Below are 16,625 nucleotides of genomic sequence, written 5' to 3'. Positions count from 1 at the left end.
CCTTCAGAGGTTGTCGCGCAGGCCCTTCACGAAGCTGGACAATCCGGTCAGCCGGCGCCGCTTCAGCCGCTCGGCCTGCAGGATGGCGGTGAGCTTGGCGAGGCTGTCCTCCACGTCGTGATTGATGATGATGTAGTCGTATTCGGTGTAGTGGCTGATCTCGTCCGAGGCCTTGGCCATGCGCTGGTGAACGACCTCTTCCGAATCCTGCGCCCGTGACCGCAACCGCTGCTCCAGGTCGGCGGCGGACGGCGGCAGGATGAAGACCTTCACCAGATCCTGCTGCGCGCTCTCGCCCAACTGCTGGGTGCCCTGCCAATCGATATCGAACAGCACGTCCCGCCCGGCAGACAACGCCTGCTCCACGGCCCCGCGTGGCGTGCCATAGAGATTCTCGAACACGGTGGCATGTTCCAGAAGCTCACCCTCGTCGCGCATCCGGTGGAAGGTGTCGCGATCGACGAAGAAATAGTCCTTGCCGTGCTCCTCGCCCGGTCGCGGTGCGCGGGTGGTGACCGAGACCGACATGGTGATGCGGTCATCGCTCTTGAGCAGCAGGCGGGAGAGCGTGGTCTTGCCCGCCCCAGATGGCGAGGAGAGCACCAGCATCAGTCCGCGGCGGGCAAGCACACCGGCTCCCGGCTTCCAGCCCGGCAGCGCGAAGTGCGAGGACACGGAAGGGGGTGCTGAATTGGGCATCGCGGCGGACTTCACTCTAGGTTCTGAATCTGCTCGCGGAACTGATCCACGAGCAGCTTGAGGTCAAGCCCGATCTGCGTCAGCGCCACGGAATTGGACTTGGAGCACAGGGTATTCGCCTCGCGATTGAACTCCTGCGCGAGGAAATCGAGCCGCCGCCCGACAGGGCCGCCGGCGGCCATCAGGTCTCGCGCCTGAGCGATGTGGGCGACAAGGCGGTCCAGTTCCTCGCGCACGTCGGCCTTGGTGACGGCCAGAATCGCCTCCTGGTGGAGACGCTCGGGATCGAGGGAGGCGGCCTCCATCAGCACCCGGAGCTGATCGGCGATGCGTGCCCGCACCGCCTCCACGGACCGCTCCGGCAGGCGCTCGGCCCGGGAGACGAGGCCGGTGATGGCATCGAGGCGCTCTGTGAGGATGGCGTTGAGCGCGCTGCCTTCCCGCTCCCGCATGGCGCCGAGTTCGGCCAGCGCCCGGTCGAAGGCGTCGAGAACGGCAGCTATGAGCGCGCCGCGCTCCGCCTCGCTGTCCTCGGCCTCGGTGATCTCCACCATGCCCTTCACGGCGAGGAGCGAATCAAGGGTGGGCGCGGCGGCCCCGAGGCGGCGCGCGCTCTCGGACATGGCGCGGTAGAGGGCCTCCAGCGCCCCCTGGTTGACGCGGACGGCGGAGGCCTCGCCCTCGCGTGAGGCCGTCAGGTTGGCGGCGACGGAGCCCCGCGACAGCACCTGCCCGGTGCGGCTGCGCACGTCGGATTCAAGCGCCTCGAAGCCGGGCGGCAGGCGCAGGCGCAGATCGAGGCCCTTGCCGTTCACCGAACGCACCTCCCAGCCGAACCGCCACGGACCGTGCGAGCCCGAGACGCGCGCGAAGCCGGTCATGCTCGCGAGCGGCGTCCGCGGCTCCACCTTCCCAGCCGAGACGGCTGCGCGCTTGATGATCGGTCCCGCGGCCATGGCCGTCTCCGTGTTCGTTCAGCGGCCTGGGGGGGCCGCAGGTGTGGCGGCCGGGGCAGCGGGCGGCTGGCCGCCCTGCGCCGGGGGGGCGCCCTGTTCGATCGCCCGCCAGCGGGCGACGTTCTTGTTGTGGTCGGCCAGCGTCTCGGCGAAGGCGTGGCCGCCGGTGCCGTCGGCGACGAAGAAGAGATCCTTCGTCTTTGGCGGGTTGGCCGCCGCCATCAGAGCGTCCTTGCCCGGATTGCAGATGGGGCCGGGGGGCAGTCCGTCGATGGCATAGGTGTTGTAGGCGGTTGCTGTGGCGATGTCCGTGCGCGAGATCGGCCGGCCGAGCGAGCCTCGTCCGCCGACGATGCCGTAGATGATGGTCGGGTCGGACTGCAGCCGCATCTTCCGCGCCAGGCGGTTGACGAACACGGCGGCGACCTTGGGTCGCTCGTCGGCCTGCCCGGTCTCCTTTTCGACGATGGAGGCGAGGGTTACCAGTTCCTGCGGGCTCTTGAGCGGCACGTCCGGCGCGCGCTTCGCCCAGATGGTGGCCAGCAACTTCTTCTGCGCGTCCGCCATCTCCTGGAGCACGGCATCACGGGTCATGCCGCGATGGATGCGGTAGGTCTCGGGCAGCAGCGTGCCCTCCTGGGGCACGGCGGGGGTGCCGGTGAGAAGGTCATTGTCCATCAGGCGCTTGACCACCTGCTGGCTGGTCAGCCCTTCGGGAATGGTCACCTGGTGCAGCACGACCTTGCCGGACGCGATGGTGTCGATCACGCTCGCCACCGACTGGCCGGGCTTGAAAACGTATTCGCCTGCCTTCAGCGAGGCATCCGGGCGGGAAATCTTCTGTCCGGCCACGAACAGCACCCAGCTCTGGATGACGCCCTCGCGCTCGAGAATCTCGGCCATGTCGCGCACGCCGGCGCCGCGCGGAATGTTGACGACCTTGTCGGCGGTGAGCGGTCCAGGCTCGGTGAAGGCGCGCTGGCCATACCAGCCGGCAAGCCCCACGGCGACGAAGGCGAACAGCAGAAAGGTGAAGATGCCGCTGCCGATGGTGACGGCGGGATGCCGCGCGCTGCGCGACGGCCGGGGCGGCTTCGGCGGCGGCCTGCGCGGAGGCGCCTTGCGCTGCTTGGTGTTGCGGGTGGGACCTGTCGGCATGGGCGGAGCGGCAGGCGGGCGCGGCGGAGCCGAGGCGATGGCCTCGGGCGGGCGGACCTGCCCTTTCGGCAGGAGCGGTGAATCCTCACCGGGACCGGACTGCACTGGCGAAGCGGCCTGGTCGGAAGACGGGGGATATGACGAAGCCGCGTCGCGCGGTGCGTCCTTCTCCGGCTCCTCGCGCGTCGATGATCCGTCGTTGGACTGGGCCATCCCGGGCTCCCTTGTCGTCGGCCTAAGCTCTCGCGTTGCGCGGAGCAGTCAGCCACCTTTTGGCGGCTTGCTAAAGGGACATTCGGGCGTGACGGGGGCAGGCTGTCCCAGCGTCGTGCGGCCGGGCTCCCGCCCGACCGCAGGCCGTATCAGGCGTCGTAGCGGCGGAAGATCAGCGACGCATTGGTGCCGCCGAAGCCGAAGGAATTGGAGAGCACGGCGTCGATCTTGCGCGGCTTGGGCGTCAGCGGCACCAGATCGATCGGCGTCTCCACCGACGGATTGTCGAGATTGAGCGTCGCCGGGGCAATCTGGTCGCGGATGGCGAGGATGGAGAAGATCGCCTCCACCGAGCCCGCGGCCCCGAGCAGATGGCCGATGGACGACTTGGTCGACGACATGGCGGTCTTGGCCGCCGCATTGCCGAGCAGCCGCTCCACCGCCTTGAGCTCGATCTCGTCGGCCATGGTGGAGGTGCCGTGGGCGTTGATGTAGTCGATGTCGTCCGCCGTCAGGCCCGCCCGCTTCAGCGCCGCCGACATGCAGCGGTAGGCGCCGTCGCCGTCCATGGACGGGGCGGTGATGTGGAAGGCATCGCCCGACAGGCCGTAGCCGACCAGCTCGGCATAGATCTTGGCGCCGCGCGCCTTCGCGTGCTCCAGCTCTTCCAGCACCACGACGCCGGCGCCCTCGCCCATGACGAAGCCGTCCCGGTCCTTGTCGTAGGGGCGCGAGGCGTGAATGGGGTCGTCATTGAACGCGGTGCAGAGCGCCTTGCACGCGGCGAAGCCGGCGATGGAGAGCCGGTTGACCGGCGATTCGGTGCCGCCCGCGACCATCACGTCGGCGTCGCCGAGAGCGATCAGCCGGCCGGCGTCGCCGATGGCATGGGCGCCGGTGGAGCAGGCCGTGACCACCGCGTGGTTCGGCCCCTTGAGGCCGTGCGTGATGGAGACGTAGCCGCCGGCGAGATTGATGAGCCGGCCGGGGATGAAGAAGGGCGAGATGCGGCGCGGGCCGCGATCCTTCAGGAGCAGGGACGCTTCCGCTATGCCCTCGATACCGCCGATGCCGGAGCCGATCAGCACGCCCGAGGCAATCTGGTCCTCGTACTCCGTGGGATGCCAGCCGGCGTCGTCCAGCGCCTGGGTGGCCGCGGCCATGGCGAAGACGATGAATTCATCGACCTTGCGCTGCTCCTTCGGCTCCATCCACTGGTCGGGATTGTAGGTGCCGTCGGACCCGTCGCCGCGCGGGATGTTCGCCGCGATCTTGCACGCGAGGTCGGACACCTCGAAATGGCTGATCGCCTTGACACCGCTTTCGCCGGCAAGCAGCCGCCGCCAGGTCGGCTCGACGCCGCAGGCGAGCGGCGTCACCATGCCGAGGCCGGTGACGACAACACGTCTCATGGGAAAAACTCCGGGAGGCGGGCGAACGGCGCCCCTGGCGCGCGGCCCGGTGCAACAACGGCCGCGGGCGCCGAGCGCCACGCGACCGCCAGATGGACACGCGTATGGATCAAGCCGCGTTCTTTTCCAGGAACTTGATCGCGTCGCCCACAGTCAGGATGGTCTCGGCGGCATCGTCCGGGATCTCGCAGTTGAAGGCCTCCTCGAAGGCCATCACGAGTTCCACGGTGTCGAGGCTGTCGGCGCCGAGATCGTCGATGAAGGAGGCGCTCTCCGTGACCTTCTCGGGCTCAACTCCCAAGTGCTCCGCGACAATCTTCTTCACCCGCTCGGCGATGTCACTCATAGATCGAACCCTCGGTTGTTCGGATAATCCCGTTGCCGTTCGGCGGCTGGAGGAGGGCATAATGCCTTTTTTCCGCCGTGCCCAGTCCCCCTCCGTCGCGAAGGAGACGAGATTTCAGCGGTTCGTCCTCGCGCCGCGCGCGGATGGTGCAGCGCCCGTACGCACGCTTTCCCCCGGCCCAGCAATTGGGCTCGTTAGCACACTCCCCGCGGCAAGGCCAGCAATGCACGCAAAGGTAAGGAGAAAGGGTGCCCTTGCGCCGGCTCGGCACCCCCTCTAATGGGACGAAAAGGGAACATCATGGCCTCTGACACGGATCGATCGGACCGCCTCGCCGCCGCCTTGCGCGCCAATCTCCAGCGTCGCAAGTCGCAGGCTCGTGCGCGCCGCGCACCACAGGAGAGCGATGCTCCCTCCGCGCCGACCGCCTCTTCCACCGAGGCTTCCGGTGGAAATCCCGCAACGGGTGGTAGCAGCGCCCCGTCGGAGGGGAAGCCCGCGATTGTGCCAGAGGGCGAGCCGGGCTAGAGCTTTCCTCTTACATCCGCTTACGGCCGGCTCAGGGGGCGCCGCTCGCAAGGCAAGGACAGGACGGCATGGACAAGATTCGCATCGTCGGCGGCAACGAGCTGAAGGGCACCATCCCCATCTCGGGCGCGAAGAACGCAGCCCTGCCGCTGATGATCGCCAGCCTCCTGACCGAGGAGAAGCTGATTCTGGAAAACGTCCCCCGTCTTGCGGACGTGGCCCTGCTGCAGCGCATCCTCGGCAATCACGGCGTGGATATCACCACCAACGGCAAGCGCAACGGCGACGACCCCTACGCCGGCCAGACGCTGGAGATCGATGCCCGCGTCATCGTGGACACGGTCGCGCCCTACGAGCTGGTGTCGAAGATGCGTGCCTCCTTCTGGGTGGTGGGGCCGCTGCTCGCCCGCATGGGCGTCGCCAAGGTCTCGCTGCCGGGCGGTTGCGCCATCGGCACGCGGCCGGTGGATTTCCACCTCGACGCCCTGCGCGCGCTGGGCGCGGACATCGAGATCGACGCCGGCTACGTGCTGGCCAAGGCCCCGCGCGGGCTCACCGGCGCCCGGATCGTCTTCCCCAAGGTGTCCGTGGGCGCGACCCATACCGCGCTGATGGCCGCCGCCCTCGCCCGCGGCGAGAGCGTGATCGAGAATGCCGCGCGCGAGCCCGAGATCGTCGATGTCGCCGACTGCCTCATCAAGATGGGCGCGCGCATCGAGGGGGCCGGCACGTCAACCATCCGCATCGAGGGCGTGCCGCGCCTCAAGGCGGCCCGCCACGCGGTGCTGCCCGACCGCATCGAGACCGGTACCTATGCCATGGCCACCGCCATGACCGGCGGTGACGTGATGCTCGCCGGCGCCCGGCCGGACCTCCTGGAGGACGCGCTGGAGACCCTGCGCCACGCCGGCGCGGAGATCGACGCCACCAACGAGGGCATTCGTGTCCGCCGCAACGGCGCCGGCATCCTGCCGGTGGACGTCTCCACCGCCCCCTATCCCGGCTTCCCGACCGACCTGCAGGCCCAGTTCATGGCCCTGATGACCAAGGCGAAGGGCCGCTCACGCATCACAGAGACCATCTTCGAGAACCGCTTCATGCATGTTCAGGAGTTGGCGCGCCTCGGTGCCCGTATCCACCTCGACGGCGACACCGCCGTCGTGGAGGGCGTGGAGCGGCTGACAGGCGCACCGGTGATGGCCACCGACCTGCGCGCCTCGGTCTCCCTCGTCATCGCCGGCCTCGCCGCCGAGGGCGAGACCATGGTGCAGCGCGTCTATCACCTCGATCGCGGCTTCGAAAAGCTGGAAGAGAAGCTGTCGCGCTGCGGCGCGGAGATCGAGCGCATCAGCGCCTGAGGGCGGAGCGCGGAGCGCCCGCGCTCTTCTCGCAACGGCTGGCCTTTCAACGCTATCAGGGTGGCGGAAGAGCCTTGAGCATCCCCAACATCATCACCTTGCTGCGCATCTTCCTGGTGCCGGCCGTGGTGTGGGCCATCGCCTCGGGCGAGCCGCTCCTCGCCTTCTGGTTGTTCCTTGCTGCGGGGGTATCGGACGCGCTCGACGGTTTCATCGCCAAGCGCTTCCAGATGCAGACCGAGCTTGGCTCCTATCTCGACCCGGTCGCGGACAAGGCGCTGCTCGTCTCGATCTACGTGACGCTGGCGGTGGTGGGGCTCATTCCGCGCTGGGTCGCCATCGCGGTCGTCTCGCGGGATGTCATGATCATTGGCGCGGTGGTGCTCTCGCTGGTGATGGCGAAGCCGGTGACGATCAGCCCCCTGCTGATTTCCAAGGTGAACACGGCAGCGCAGATCAGCTTCGCGGCCGTCGTGCTGGCCAGCGCGGGCTTCGGCGTGGCCGTGCCGGGGCTGTACGATCTCGGGCTGGTGCTGGTCGGCCTCTTGACGGGCCTTTCCGCCGCTGCCTATCTCGCCGCATGGACGCGCCATATGGCAAGCTGAGGGGCGACGGTTCAGGATCGGCTCTCCTTCGGGCGGCCGGTTGAAAGGCGCAAGGTGATGGACGGCGACCGCACGCGCATGCCGGAACTCCGCAGCGACCCGACGTCGCCGGCGCGGCGCAGCGCAGCTTTCGCCCGCCTGCCCCGCATGCCCGTGCCGATCCATCCGGGAATGGAGGGGACATCGGTGCGCATTCAGGCCCGCTTCTGGGTGGGCGCGCTACTGCTCACCGCCCTTATCCTCTGGCTGCTGTCCGGCATCCTCCTGCCCTTCGTGGCAGGCATCGTGCTCGCCTATTTCCTCAATCCGGTGGTCGCCCGCCTGGAGCACATCGGCGTCGCACGCACCCTCTCCGCCCTCGTGGTGGTGGGGATCATGCTGCTGCTGGTGATGCTGTTCTTCCTGCTGGCGCTGCCGATCCTGTCGTCGCAGCTGTTCGAGTTCATCCAGCGCCTGCCCTCCTATGTGACGCGCCTTCAGGGCCTTCTGACCGAAGAGAACCGGGAATGGCTGAGCGGCATCGTCGGCGACCGACTGCCGGACATGCAGCGCTCCATCTCGGACCTGATGACCCAGGGCGTCAGCCATGTGCTGACCCTGCTCTCCTCGGTCTGGTCCGGCGGACAGGCACTCGTCGCCCTGTTCGCGCTGCTGGTGGTGACGCCGGTGGTTGTGTTCTACATCCTGTGCGACTGGAACGAGATGGTTGGGCTGGTGGACCGGCTGGTGCCTGTTCCGCATCGCCCGGTGGTGCGCGGCCTCGCCCGCGCCATGGACAATGCGGTGGCCGGCTTCGTGCGCGGCCAGGCCACGGTCTGCCTGCTGCTGGGCGGCTTCTACGCCATCTCCCTGTCCATGGTGGGGCTCAACTTCGGGCTGCTCATCGGCATCGTCTCGGGGGTCATCACCTTCATCCCCTATGTGGGATCGCTCACCGGCTTCGTGCTGGCCATGGGCGTGGCCATCGTCCAGTTCTTTCCCGACTGGGGCATGATCGGCACCGTGCTCGCCATCTTCGTCGCCGGCCAGACCATCGAGGGCTACGTGCTCGCGCCCAAACTGGTGGGCGACAGCATCGGCGTGCATCCGGTGTGGCTGATGTTCGCCTTGTTCGCCTTCGGCTACCTGTTCGGCTTCGTCGGCCTTCTGCTGGCGGTGCCGCTGACGGCGGTGGCCGGGGTGCTCGTGCGCTTCGCCATCGCCAGGTACATGCAATCCTCGCTCTACCAGGGCGCCGCGGATGAGGAAGATCCGCCGGCCGAGGCGCGCTGACATCATGCCCCGTCTCCCGGCCGGACCGCCGCGACAGCTTGCCCTCGACCTGCCCAACCAGCCGGCGCTCCGCCGCGAGGATTTCCTTGCGGCCCCCGGCAACGCGGCAGCGCTCGCGCTCATCGATGCGTTTCCGGACTGGCCCTCGCGCGTCGCTTGCCTTGTCGGGCCGGACGGCTCGGGCAAGAGCCACCTCGCCGCCATCTTCGCCGAACGGTCGGGCGCCCTGACGCTCGCTGCCCGTGACCTCGTGCGCGAGTCGGTGCCGGCCGCCCTCGCCCACGATGCCCTGGTGCTCGAGGATCTCGACCCGGCGACCTTCAGCGAGCCGGCCCTCTTCCACCTGCTCAATCTCGCCCGCGAGCAGCAGGCCTACCTGCTGATGACCGCGCGCACGCTGCCCTCCGGCTTCGCGCTCGCCACCGCGGACCTCGCTTCCCGTCTGCGTGCCATTCCGGTGTTCGAGATCGCCCCGGCGGACGATGCGCTGCTGGCCGCGGTGCTGGTGAAGCTGTTCGCCGACCGCCAGCTCGCTGTGGACGAGGCGACCGTACAATATCTCCTGCTGCGGATTCCGCGTTCAGTGGCCGGCGCGCAGCGCATTGTCGAGGCGCTGGACCAGGCGGCGCTGGCCGCCCGGCGGCCGGTGACGCGCGCCCTCGCGGCCCAGGTGCTGGCGTCCGCGCTCGACGCCGAGGCATTCGGCGACCATCCAGACGATGCGCCCGGCGGCGCCGGTCCGGTGGGCGATGATTGAGGAACGCGCAAGGCCGGCGCAATGTCATAGAGTGGTCATGCAAGCCGGCCATGGTCCGGCCGGTTTCCGCCATTGAGGCGTTGAGGGAGCGACGGAGCGAATGGGCATGAACGAGGCTGTAGCTCTCTCCGACACCGAGATCGTCGCCGAAGTGGAAAGCCCGCTCGCGCAATCCCCGCAGCGGTTCATCAACCGCGAGATTTCCTGGCTCGGCTTCAACCGCCGCGTGCTGGAGGAAGCGGAGAACCGCAATCACCCGCTGCTGGAGCAACTGCGCTTCCTCTCCATTTCCGCCAACAACCTCGACGAATTCTTCATGGTCCGCGTGGCGGGCCTGAAGGAACAGGTGCGAGAAGGCGTCCAGACCCCGAGCCCGGACGGGCTCACCCCCTCCGAGCAACTGAACACCATTCTCGCGGCCGCCGCGCAATTGATCGCCGACCAGCAGGGCCGCTGGCGCGAACTGCGGCGAGACCTCGCCGGCGCCGGTATCGTGCTGGTGGACGGCACGGACGGGACTCCCGAGGACATGGACGTGCTGGAGCGGCACTTCCTCAACCATGTCTTCCCGGTGCTGACCCCCCTCGCCATCGATCCGGCCCACCCCTTCCCCTTCATTCCCAACCTCGGCTTCTCGCTGGCGCTCCAGCTGGTGCGCCAGTCGGACGGGCGGGGGATGAACGCGCTTATCCGCATTCCGGCCAAGGTCGACCGCTTCATCCGCCTGCCGGACCAGGGCGCCGGCACGCTGCGCTTCATGACGCTCGAGCAGATGATCGGCCTGTTCATCGCCCGCCTCTTCCCCGGCTACGCCGTGAAGGGACAGGGCGTCTTTCGCGTCATCCGCGACAGCGACCTCGAAATCGAGGAAGAGGCGGAAGACCTCGTGCGCCTGTTCGAGACCGCGCTGAAGCAGCGCCGGTACGGCGAGGTGATCCGCATGGAGGCCGACGCCGCCATGCCGGACGAACTGCGCATCTTCGTCGCCCGCGAGCTTGGGGTGAACGACGACGAGATCTTCGTGGTGGACGGCGTGCTCGCGCTGAACGAATTTTCGCAGCTCGTGTCGGTGGACAGGCCGGACCTGAAGTTCCAGGCCTACAACGCCCGATTTCCCGAGCGCATCCGCGACCACGGCGGAGACTGCTTTCTCGCTATTCGCGAGAAGGACATTCTGGTTCACCACCCTTATGAATCCTTTGACGTGGTGGTTCAGTTTCTGCGCCAGGCCGCCCGCGACCCCAATGTCGTCGCCATCAAGCAGACCTTGTACCGCACCTCATCCGACAGCCCCATCGTGAAGGCGCTCGCCGAGGCGGCCGAAGCCGGCAAGTCGGTGACGGCGCTGGTGGAGCTGAAGGCGCGCTTCGACGAGGAGGCCAACATCCGTTGGGCGCGTGACCTGGAGCGCGCCGGCGTGCAGGTGGTCTTCGGCTTCATCGAGCTGAAGACCCACGGCAAGCTTTCCATGGCGGTGCGCCGCGAGGGCTCGCAGCTCGCCACCTACGTGCATGTGGGCACCGGAAACTACCACCCCATTACCGCGCGCATCTACACCGACCTGTCCTTCTTCACCGCCGATCCGGTGATCGCCCAAGACGTGGCGCGCATCTTCAACTTCATCACCGGCTATGCGACGCCTGATGAGCTCGACGCGATGGCCGTGTCGCCGTCCTTCCTCAAGCCGCGGCTGATGAAGCACATCGCGGACGAGATCGAGTTCGCGCGGGCGGGCCGTCCGGCGGCGATCTGGCTGAAGTGCAATTCGCTTGTGGACCCCGAGATCATCGACGCGCTCTATGCCGCGAGCGCGGCCGGGGTGCAGGTGGATTGCGTCATCCGCGGCATCTGCTGCCTCAGGCCGGGCATCCCCGGCCTGAGCGAGAACATCCGGGTGAAGTCCATCGTCGGGCGCTTCCTGGAGCACTCGCGCATCTACTGCTTCGGCGGCGGCCATGGCCTGCCCAGCCCGAACGCCATCGTCTACATCTCCTCGGCGGACCTGATGCCGCGCAACCTCGACCGCCGGGTTGAGACCCTGTGCCCCATCACCAACCCGACCGTGCACGAGCAGGTGCTCGACCAGATCATGGTCGCGAACCTTATCGACAACCAGCAGAGCTGGCGTGTCTTGCCGGATGGCTCCTCCGAACGCATAGTCCCGGCGCCGGGCGAGGAGCCGTTCAACGCCCATCAGTATTTCATGACCAATCCGAGCTTGTCCGGACGTGGAAAGTCTCTCAAGGATTCTTCGCCGCGCAGCCTCTTCGTCCGCCGGGGAGGCGGGCGCTGAGTTGACGCAGGCGCCCGGCCGGCTGTCCCTTGGGGCGCCGGTCGCAGTCATTGATATCGGCTCCAACTCGGTGCGCCTCGTCGTGTACGAGGGGCTCAACCGTGCCCTGACGCCGATCTTCAACGAGAAGGCCCTGTGTGGGCTCGGCCGGGAGGTCCTCTCCACCGGCCGGCTCCCGCAGGATGCGGTCGATCGCGCCTTCGCCGCGCTGAAGCGCTTCCGCGCGCTCTGCGACGCCATGCAGGTGGGCGAGATCCATGCGCTCGCCACCGCCGCCGCGCGTGATGCCCAGAACGGCCCCGCCTTCATCGCCGAGTGCGAGGCCATCTGCGGTACCCGCATCGAGCTGCTGACGGGCAAGCGCGAGGCGGAACTCGCGGCCTATGGCATCGTCGCCGGCGTGCACGCGCCGGACGGCATCGTCGGCGATCTGGGCGGCGGCTCGCTGGAGCTGGTGGACGTGAAAGCCGGCTGCGTCGGCACGGGCGTGACCTTGCCGCTGGGCGGCCTCGCCCTTCAGGATCGCTCGTCGCGCTCGACGCGCAAGGCGGAGAAGATCGTCCGCGACACCATCCCCGAGGCGCAGGTTCTGGACGGCCTCGCCGGCCGGACCTTCTATGCGGTGGGTGGCACATGGCGGGCCCTTGCGCGTCTGCACATGTTCACGAAGGGCTATCCGCTGCATGTGATGCACGGCTATGTGATACCGGCCCGCGAGGCGCTGGACTTCACCCGCATCGTCCATCGTGCCGACACCGAAGCGCTGGCCCATATCGACGTGATCTCCGACGCGCGGCGCCCGCTGCTCGCCTATGGCGCGCTGGTGCTGGAGAACATCGTGCGGCAGGGGCGCCCGTCCGAGGTGGTCATTTCGGCCCTCGGCGTGCGCGAGGGCCTGCTCTATTCGCTGCTGCCCGAGGCCGAGCGGGCCGGTGACCCGCTGCTCATCGCGGCGGCGGAGATGAATGTCCTGCGCTCCCGCTCGCCCTTGCACGGTGAGGAACTTGTGGCCTGGACCGACGGCTTCTTCGCCTCTGCCCCGGTGCTGGAGGAAGCGGACGAGGAGCGCCGCCTGCGCCGCGCGGCCTGCCTGCTCGCGGATGTGGGCTGGCGCGCCCATCCCGACTATCGCGGCGAGCAGAGCCTCAACATGATCGCCCATGCCGCCTTCGCCGGCATCGATCATCCCGGCCGGGCTTACGTGGCGCTGTCGGTCTATTTCCGTCACGTGGGCCTCGGCGCCGACGAAAGCGACACCCGCATCCTTGAGCTTGTCACCACCGGAATGCTGGACCGCGCCCGCATCCTCGGGGCGGCCATGCGGGTCGGCTATGTGCTGTCCGCCGCGATGCCGGGCATCCTGCCCCGCATGCCGCTGAAGGTGCGCGGCGACCAGCTGGTGCTGAGCGTGCCGAAGACGTTGGTGTCGCTCGTCAACGAACGCGTGCAGAACCGCCTGCGCCAGCTCGCCCGGCTCATTGGACGTGAGCCCGCGCTGGAGCAATATGAGGAGGGGGCGGCGGACTGAGCCGCCCTTCCCTTTCGGTCAGGCCAAGGCCGCGATCACGCAAAGGTTGCTGGTGCCCCGGTGTCTCCGCTCGGAATTCCGCCCGAATTGGCCGACACCCTTTCAGTCATGAAACAGCTCGTGAACATCTTCGGCGGTATCGCCGGCCTTGTGGTGGCGGGTCTCGTGGGCCTCGCCCTGTTTACGCTTGTCGGCGGCCTCATCCTGGTGGCCGGCATCGTCATCACCGCCCTGGTTCTTGGCGGCGGCGTCTATGCGCTCGTCACCGGCCGCGCGCCGGGCATGAAGCGCGACGGCGGCTTTTCATTCCGCGTCATCGACCTGCGCGAGACCCGCGGCTACGGCACGCCGGACGAGAGCGGAATGATCGATGTGACGCCGCCGAAAGACTCCCGCCGAAACGTCTGACACCCGTCCGGCGCGATGATGCGCCGGTCCGGGTCGGCGCTCGGCCAGCGGGATACGTCGAGCCGGCTGAGCGCGGAAAAGCGTTCGAGGTCCGCGGCATAGGCGTTCGCAAGAAAGGCCTCGTCCGCGGCGCTGACCGGCAGGTCGGCGGCGCCATCGAAGATCCGATCCGGCGCGACGTACTCCCTCTCAAGTCCGCGAAAATCGAACACGCGCGAGAGGGTTTCCCCGTGGTGCTGCGCCAGATCGTCCTGGCGGAGCATCAGAACCTGGCTGCGTGGGAAGATGGACAGGAGGCGCTCCACCTGAGCGCCGTAAAAGCCGCGCTCCACATAGGAATAGTGCCGTCGCCCATCGTCGGCAGTGCCGGCCGGGAGCCGGCCCCGCTCTGCCCGGATGGCGCTGGAAAAATCGAGGGGCTCCCTGCCGTTCGCCCGACTCATGCGCCAGTGGGCATGGGCCCTGGCCACCGGATCGCGGAACAGGGCGATGATCCGGACATGGGGATTATGCAACCACAGCCGCTCAAGCGCGTTCGGCCACCAGATGTAGGAGGGCGTCGCCTCGCCACGGATCGCGCCCCGCCGCCGGGGAAAACGTGAGAGGTAGTCGCGATAGTCTGGGCGCGCCCAGCACCGGCGGTCGTCGTCGAAGAAGTGCAGTTCCTTGTCGCCCGGCATCGCGATGCGGGAATGCTGGGACAGGAAATGGAAAAGTGCGGTCGTTCCTGCCTTCTGAACGCCGACGACGGCAAAATCCAAGCGAGGCTGAGAGGCGAACATTGGAGCGGCTCCGGCGCGAGAGGCCCGGACGGCTCCGCCTCGCGGAGCCTGTCGGTCCCCTCGTGTGCCACCCTTGGAATCCAAATTACCCCAGGGGTATTCCGCTGCGGAAGAAGGAAATGGATACCGTTTGTAAACATCCGTTTCGTGGCGTTTCCGCCGCGTGCCGCCCCGCTCACGCTCGGGGACATCTTGCCTCGACGCGTGAGATCCCACCGGCCGGTGCTAAGCTCACACGTGGTGTGTCACGTGACGGAGCGAAAACGGGATATGGACGGGACGATTGGTTCGGGCGCGATGCTGGCGGTGGCGATGGTCTGCATCGTGCTGGCGATGCTCACGGTGTGCACCCACGCCATCGGCCTGGCGATCATCCGCCGGAGGCTGAGCCATCGGATCAGCGGCAAGGTCTATGCGGACCATGTATTCGTGGAAGCCGTCATCATCAGCGCCACGGTGCTCAGCCTCAGCCTCGTGCATCTCGCGGAGGTGTGCATCTGGGCCGGCGCCTATGTGCTGCTCGACGCCATCGGCGACCCGCGCGACGCCATCTATTATTCTCTCTCCACTTACACCACGCTCGGTCCCGATGGCGTGAGCATCAAAAGGGCCTTTCGGGCCGTGGCCGGTTTCGAATCGCTCATCGGCCCCATGATGGTGGCCTGGTCCACGGCCTTCCTGGTGGAATTCGTGGTGCGCATGCGTGGCGGGGGTGCCGCCGGCGCGGGCTGAGCCGCGCCGGTGTGAACACTCAAACAGCGTCAGACGCTGGTCGGATAGTTGGGGCTCTCGCGGGTGATGGTCACGTCATGGACGTGGCTCTCGCGCAGGCCGGCCGAGGAGATGCGCACGAAGCGGGCGCGCTCGCGGAACTCCTGGAGATTGGACCCGCCCACATAGCCCATGGCCGCCCGCAGGCCGCCGGCGAGCTGGTGCAGCACGGCACCGACCGGCCCCTTGTAGGCCACCTGCCCCTCGATGCCTTCCGGCACCAGCTTCAGGGTGTCGCGCACCTCGGCCTGGAAGTAGCGGTCGGCCGAGCCGCGGGCCATGGCGCCCACCGAGCCCATGCCGCGATAGGACTTGTAGGAGCGGCCCTGGAACAGGAAGACCTCGCCCGGGCTCTCGTCGGTGCCGGCGAGGAGCGAGCCCACCATGGCGGCGGAGGCGCCCGCCGCCAGTGCCTTGGCGAGGTCGCCGGAGAACTTGATGCCGCCGTCGGCAACCACCGGCGTCCCCGTGGCGAGCGCCGCCTCCACCGCGTCCATGACGGCGGTGAGCTGGGGCACGCCGACGCCGGCGACAATGCGAGTGGTGCAGATGGAGCCGGGGCCGATGCCGACCTTCACCGCATCCGCGCCCGCATCGATGAGCGCCTTGGCGCCGTCGGAAGTGGCGATGTTGCCGGCAAGGATCTGGGTGCGGTTGGAGAGCTTCTTGATGCGCTCCACCTGGTCCAGCACCTTGCGCGAATGGCCGTGGGCGGTGTCCACCACCACGAGATCCACGCCCGCGTCGATCAGACGCTCGGTGCGCTCGAAGCCGTCCTCGCCAACGGTGGTCGCGGCGGCGACGCGCAGGCGGCCCTGCTCGTCCTTGGCGGCGCTGGGATAGGCCACCGCCTTCTCGATGTCCTTCACGGTGATGAGGCCGACGCAGCGGTCGTCAGCATCCACCACCAGCAGTTTCTCGATGCGGTACTGGTGCAGGAGGCGCTTGGCCTCGTCCTGATTCACCTGCCCCTCGCGGACGGTGACCAGACGGTCCTTGGTCATCAGTTCGGCGACCCGCTGGCCGGGATCGCGGGCGAAGCGCACGTCGCGGTTGGTGAGGATGCCGACCAGGCGGCCGGCGATGCCGCCGGTGCCCCGCTCCACCACCGGAATGCCGGAGATGGAATAGCGCTTCATCAGGTCCAGCGCGTCGGAAAGCGGCTGGTCGGGATGGATGGTGACGGGGTTCACCACCATGCCCGATTCGTACTTCTTCACCTGCCGCACATGCTCGGCCTGCATCTCCGGCGAGAGATTGCGGTGGATCACGCCGATACCGCCAGCCTGCGCCATGGCGATGGCGAGACGCGATTCGGTCACGGTGTCCATCGCCGCGGAGATGATCGGCATGTTGAGGCTGATGGTCTTGGTGAGCTGGGTGGAGATATCCACCTGGCCGGGCATCACCTCGGAGGCGCCGGGCGTCAGCAGCACGTCGTCGAAGGTCAGCGCCTCGCGGAAGCGCGAGCGGCTGTCGATCGCGGACGAATGCGCAGTCCCATTGGGGGTTGTCATGGCCAACTCCTGGTGGCGGCGC

15 protein-coding genes are annotated in these 16,625 nt (G+C 68.0%); 8 read left to right on the top strand and 7 right to left on the bottom strand.

Features of this window, described 5'->3' with window-relative positions:
• Positions 1-3: 3 nt before the first annotated feature.
• From gmk to J2126_RS17015, 5 genes are all read right to left on the bottom strand, one after another.
• Positions 4-699, bottom strand: a complete 696-nt coding sequence (gmk, locus tag J2126_RS17035) for a guanylate kinase (protein ID WP_394028934.1) — start codon at positions 697-699, stop codon at positions 4-6.
• An 11-nt stretch (positions 700-710) separates the two neighbouring features.
• A complete protein-coding gene (locus tag J2126_RS17030) occupies positions 711-1,580 on the bottom strand; it encodes a YicC/YloC family endoribonuclease (RefSeq protein ID WP_209490257.1) in 870 nt (289 codons plus the stop codon).
• A gap of 93 nt (positions 1,581-1,673) precedes the next feature.
• Positions 1,674-3,026 carry an endolytic transglycosylase MltG gene (mltG, locus tag J2126_RS17025; protein WP_245327403.1) on the bottom strand — a complete coding sequence of 451 codons (1,353 nt, stop codon included), beginning with the start codon at positions 3,024-3,026 and terminating at the stop codon, positions 1,674-1,676.
• 149 nt (positions 3,027-3,175) lie between these two features.
• Complete coding sequence (gene fabF / locus J2126_RS17020; RefSeq protein ID WP_209488066.1) at positions 3,176-4,438, bottom strand: beta-ketoacyl-ACP synthase II; 1,263 nt, start codon at positions 4,436-4,438, stop codon at positions 3,176-3,178.
• Positions 4,439-4,547: 109 nt separating this feature from the next.
• A complete protein-coding gene (locus J2126_RS17015; protein WP_012115109.1) occupies positions 4,548-4,784 on the bottom strand; it encodes an acyl carrier protein in 237 nt (78 codons plus the stop codon).
• Between the two features lie 596 nt (positions 4,785-5,380).
• On the opposite strand from J2126_RS17015, the gene murA reads away from it, so the two are divergent.
• The 7 genes from murA to J2126_RS16980 all read left to right on the top strand — a co-directional run bounded on the left by murA (position 5,381) and on the right by J2126_RS16980 (position 13,533).
• On the top strand, positions 5,381-6,670 hold the full coding sequence (gene murA, locus J2126_RS17010) for a UDP-N-acetylglucosamine 1-carboxyvinyltransferase (protein ID WP_209488065.1): 1,290 nt from the start codon (positions 5,381-5,383) through the stop codon (positions 6,668-6,670).
• A gap of 74 nt (positions 6,671-6,744) precedes the next feature.
• The gene (locus tag J2126_RS17005) at positions 6,745-7,275 is read left to right on the top strand and encodes a CDP-alcohol phosphatidyltransferase family protein (protein ID WP_209488064.1); all 531 of its coding nucleotides are present in this window, start codon (positions 6,745-6,747) and stop codon (positions 7,273-7,275) included.
• A gap of 57 nt (positions 7,276-7,332) precedes the next feature.
• Positions 7,333-8,547 (top strand): AI-2E family transporter, encoded by a 1,215-nt coding sequence (locus J2126_RS17000; RefSeq protein WP_245327401.1) that lies wholly within the window; start codon positions 7,333-7,335, stop codon positions 8,545-8,547.
• 4 nt (positions 8,548-8,551) lie between these two features.
• The gene (locus J2126_RS16995) at positions 8,552-9,304 is read left to right on the top strand and encodes an HdaA/DnaA family protein (protein WP_245327399.1); all 753 of its coding nucleotides are present in this window, start codon (positions 8,552-8,554) and stop codon (positions 9,302-9,304) included.
• 106 nt (positions 9,305-9,410) lie between these two features.
• Entirely contained in the window at positions 9,411-11,597 is a 2,187-nt protein-coding gene (locus J2126_RS16990; protein ID WP_209488063.1) for an RNA degradosome polyphosphate kinase, read from the top strand.
• A gap of 1 nt (position 11,598) precedes the next feature.
• Positions 11,599-13,125, top strand: a complete 1,527-nt coding sequence (gene ppx / locus J2126_RS16985; RefSeq protein WP_209488062.1) for an exopolyphosphatase — start codon at positions 11,599-11,601, stop codon at positions 13,123-13,125.
• 108 nt (positions 13,126-13,233) lie between these two features.
• On the top strand, positions 13,234-13,533 hold the full coding sequence (locus J2126_RS16980; protein WP_209488061.1) for a hypothetical protein: 300 nt from the start codon (positions 13,234-13,236) through the stop codon (positions 13,531-13,533).
• Here J2126_RS16980 and J2126_RS16975 read toward each other — a convergent pair.
• Entirely contained in the window at positions 13,464-14,315 is an 852-nt protein-coding gene (locus J2126_RS16975) for a sulfotransferase family protein (protein ID WP_209488060.1), read from the bottom strand. The two genes, J2126_RS16980 and J2126_RS16975, sit on opposite strands and share 70 nt — an antisense overlap.
• A 270-nt stretch (positions 14,316-14,585) precedes the next feature.
• On the opposite strand from J2126_RS16975, the gene J2126_RS16970 reads away from it, so the two are divergent.
• Positions 14,586-15,047, top strand: a complete 462-nt coding sequence (locus J2126_RS16970; RefSeq protein WP_209488059.1) for an ion channel — start codon at positions 14,586-14,588, stop codon at positions 15,045-15,047.
• A gap of 29 nt (positions 15,048-15,076) precedes the next feature.
• Here the strand turns inward: J2126_RS16970 and guaB are convergent, their stop codons facing one another.
• On the bottom strand, positions 15,077-16,603 hold the full coding sequence (gene guaB, locus J2126_RS16965) for an IMP dehydrogenase (RefSeq protein ID WP_209488058.1): 1,527 nt from the start codon (positions 16,601-16,603) through the stop codon (positions 15,077-15,079).
• Between the last annotated feature and the right edge of the window lie 22 nt (positions 16,604-16,625).

Source organism: Xanthobacter flavus, assembly GCF_017875275.1.
Classification (GTDB): domain Bacteria; phylum Pseudomonadota; class Alphaproteobacteria; order Rhizobiales; family Xanthobacteraceae; genus Xanthobacter; species Xanthobacter flavus_A.
This window is presented reverse-complemented; position numbering and strand designations above follow the sequence as displayed.

Excerpts from the sequence above, each read along its gene's own strand:
- gmk (WP_394028934.1), bottom strand. The coding sequence starts at position 699 with ATGCCCAATTCAGCACCCCCTTCCGTGTCCTCGCACTTCGCGCTGCCG.
- J2126_RS17030 (WP_209490257.1), bottom strand. The coding sequence starts at position 1,580 with ATGACCGGCTTCGCGCGCGTCTCGGGCTCGCACGGTCCGTGGCGGTTC.
- mltG (WP_245327403.1), bottom strand. The coding sequence starts at position 3,026 with ATGGCCCAGTCCAACGACGGATCATCGACGCGCGAGGAGCCGGAGAAG.
- fabF (WP_209488066.1), bottom strand. The coding sequence starts at position 4,438 with ATGAGACGTGTTGTCGTCACCGGCCTCGGCATGGTGACGCCGCTCGCC.
- J2126_RS17015 (WP_012115109.1), bottom strand. The coding sequence starts at position 4,784 with ATGAGTGACATCGCCGAGCGGGTGAAGAAGATTGTCGCGGAGCACTTG.
- murA (WP_209488065.1), top strand. The coding sequence starts at position 5,381 with ATGGACAAGATTCGCATCGTCGGCGGCAACGAGCTGAAGGGCACCATC.
- J2126_RS17000 (WP_245327401.1), top strand. The coding sequence starts at position 7,333 with ATGGACGGCGACCGCACGCGCATGCCGGAACTCCGCAGCGACCCGACG.
- J2126_RS16995 (WP_245327399.1), top strand. The coding sequence starts at position 8,552 with ATGCCCCGTCTCCCGGCCGGACCGCCGCGACAGCTTGCCCTCGACCTG.
- J2126_RS16990 (WP_209488063.1), top strand. The coding sequence starts at position 9,411 with ATGAACGAGGCTGTAGCTCTCTCCGACACCGAGATCGTCGCCGAAGTG.
- J2126_RS16980 (WP_209488061.1), top strand. The coding sequence starts at position 13,234 with ATGAAACAGCTCGTGAACATCTTCGGCGGTATCGCCGGCCTTGTGGTG.
- J2126_RS16975 (WP_209488060.1), bottom strand. The coding sequence starts at position 14,315 with ATGTTCGCCTCTCAGCCTCGCTTGGATTTTGCCGTCGTCGGCGTTCAG.
- J2126_RS16970 (WP_209488059.1), top strand. The coding sequence starts at position 14,586 with ATGGACGGGACGATTGGTTCGGGCGCGATGCTGGCGGTGGCGATGGTC.
- guaB (WP_209488058.1), bottom strand. The coding sequence starts at position 16,603 with ATGACAACCCCCAATGGGACTGCGCATTCGTCCGCGATCGACAGCCGC.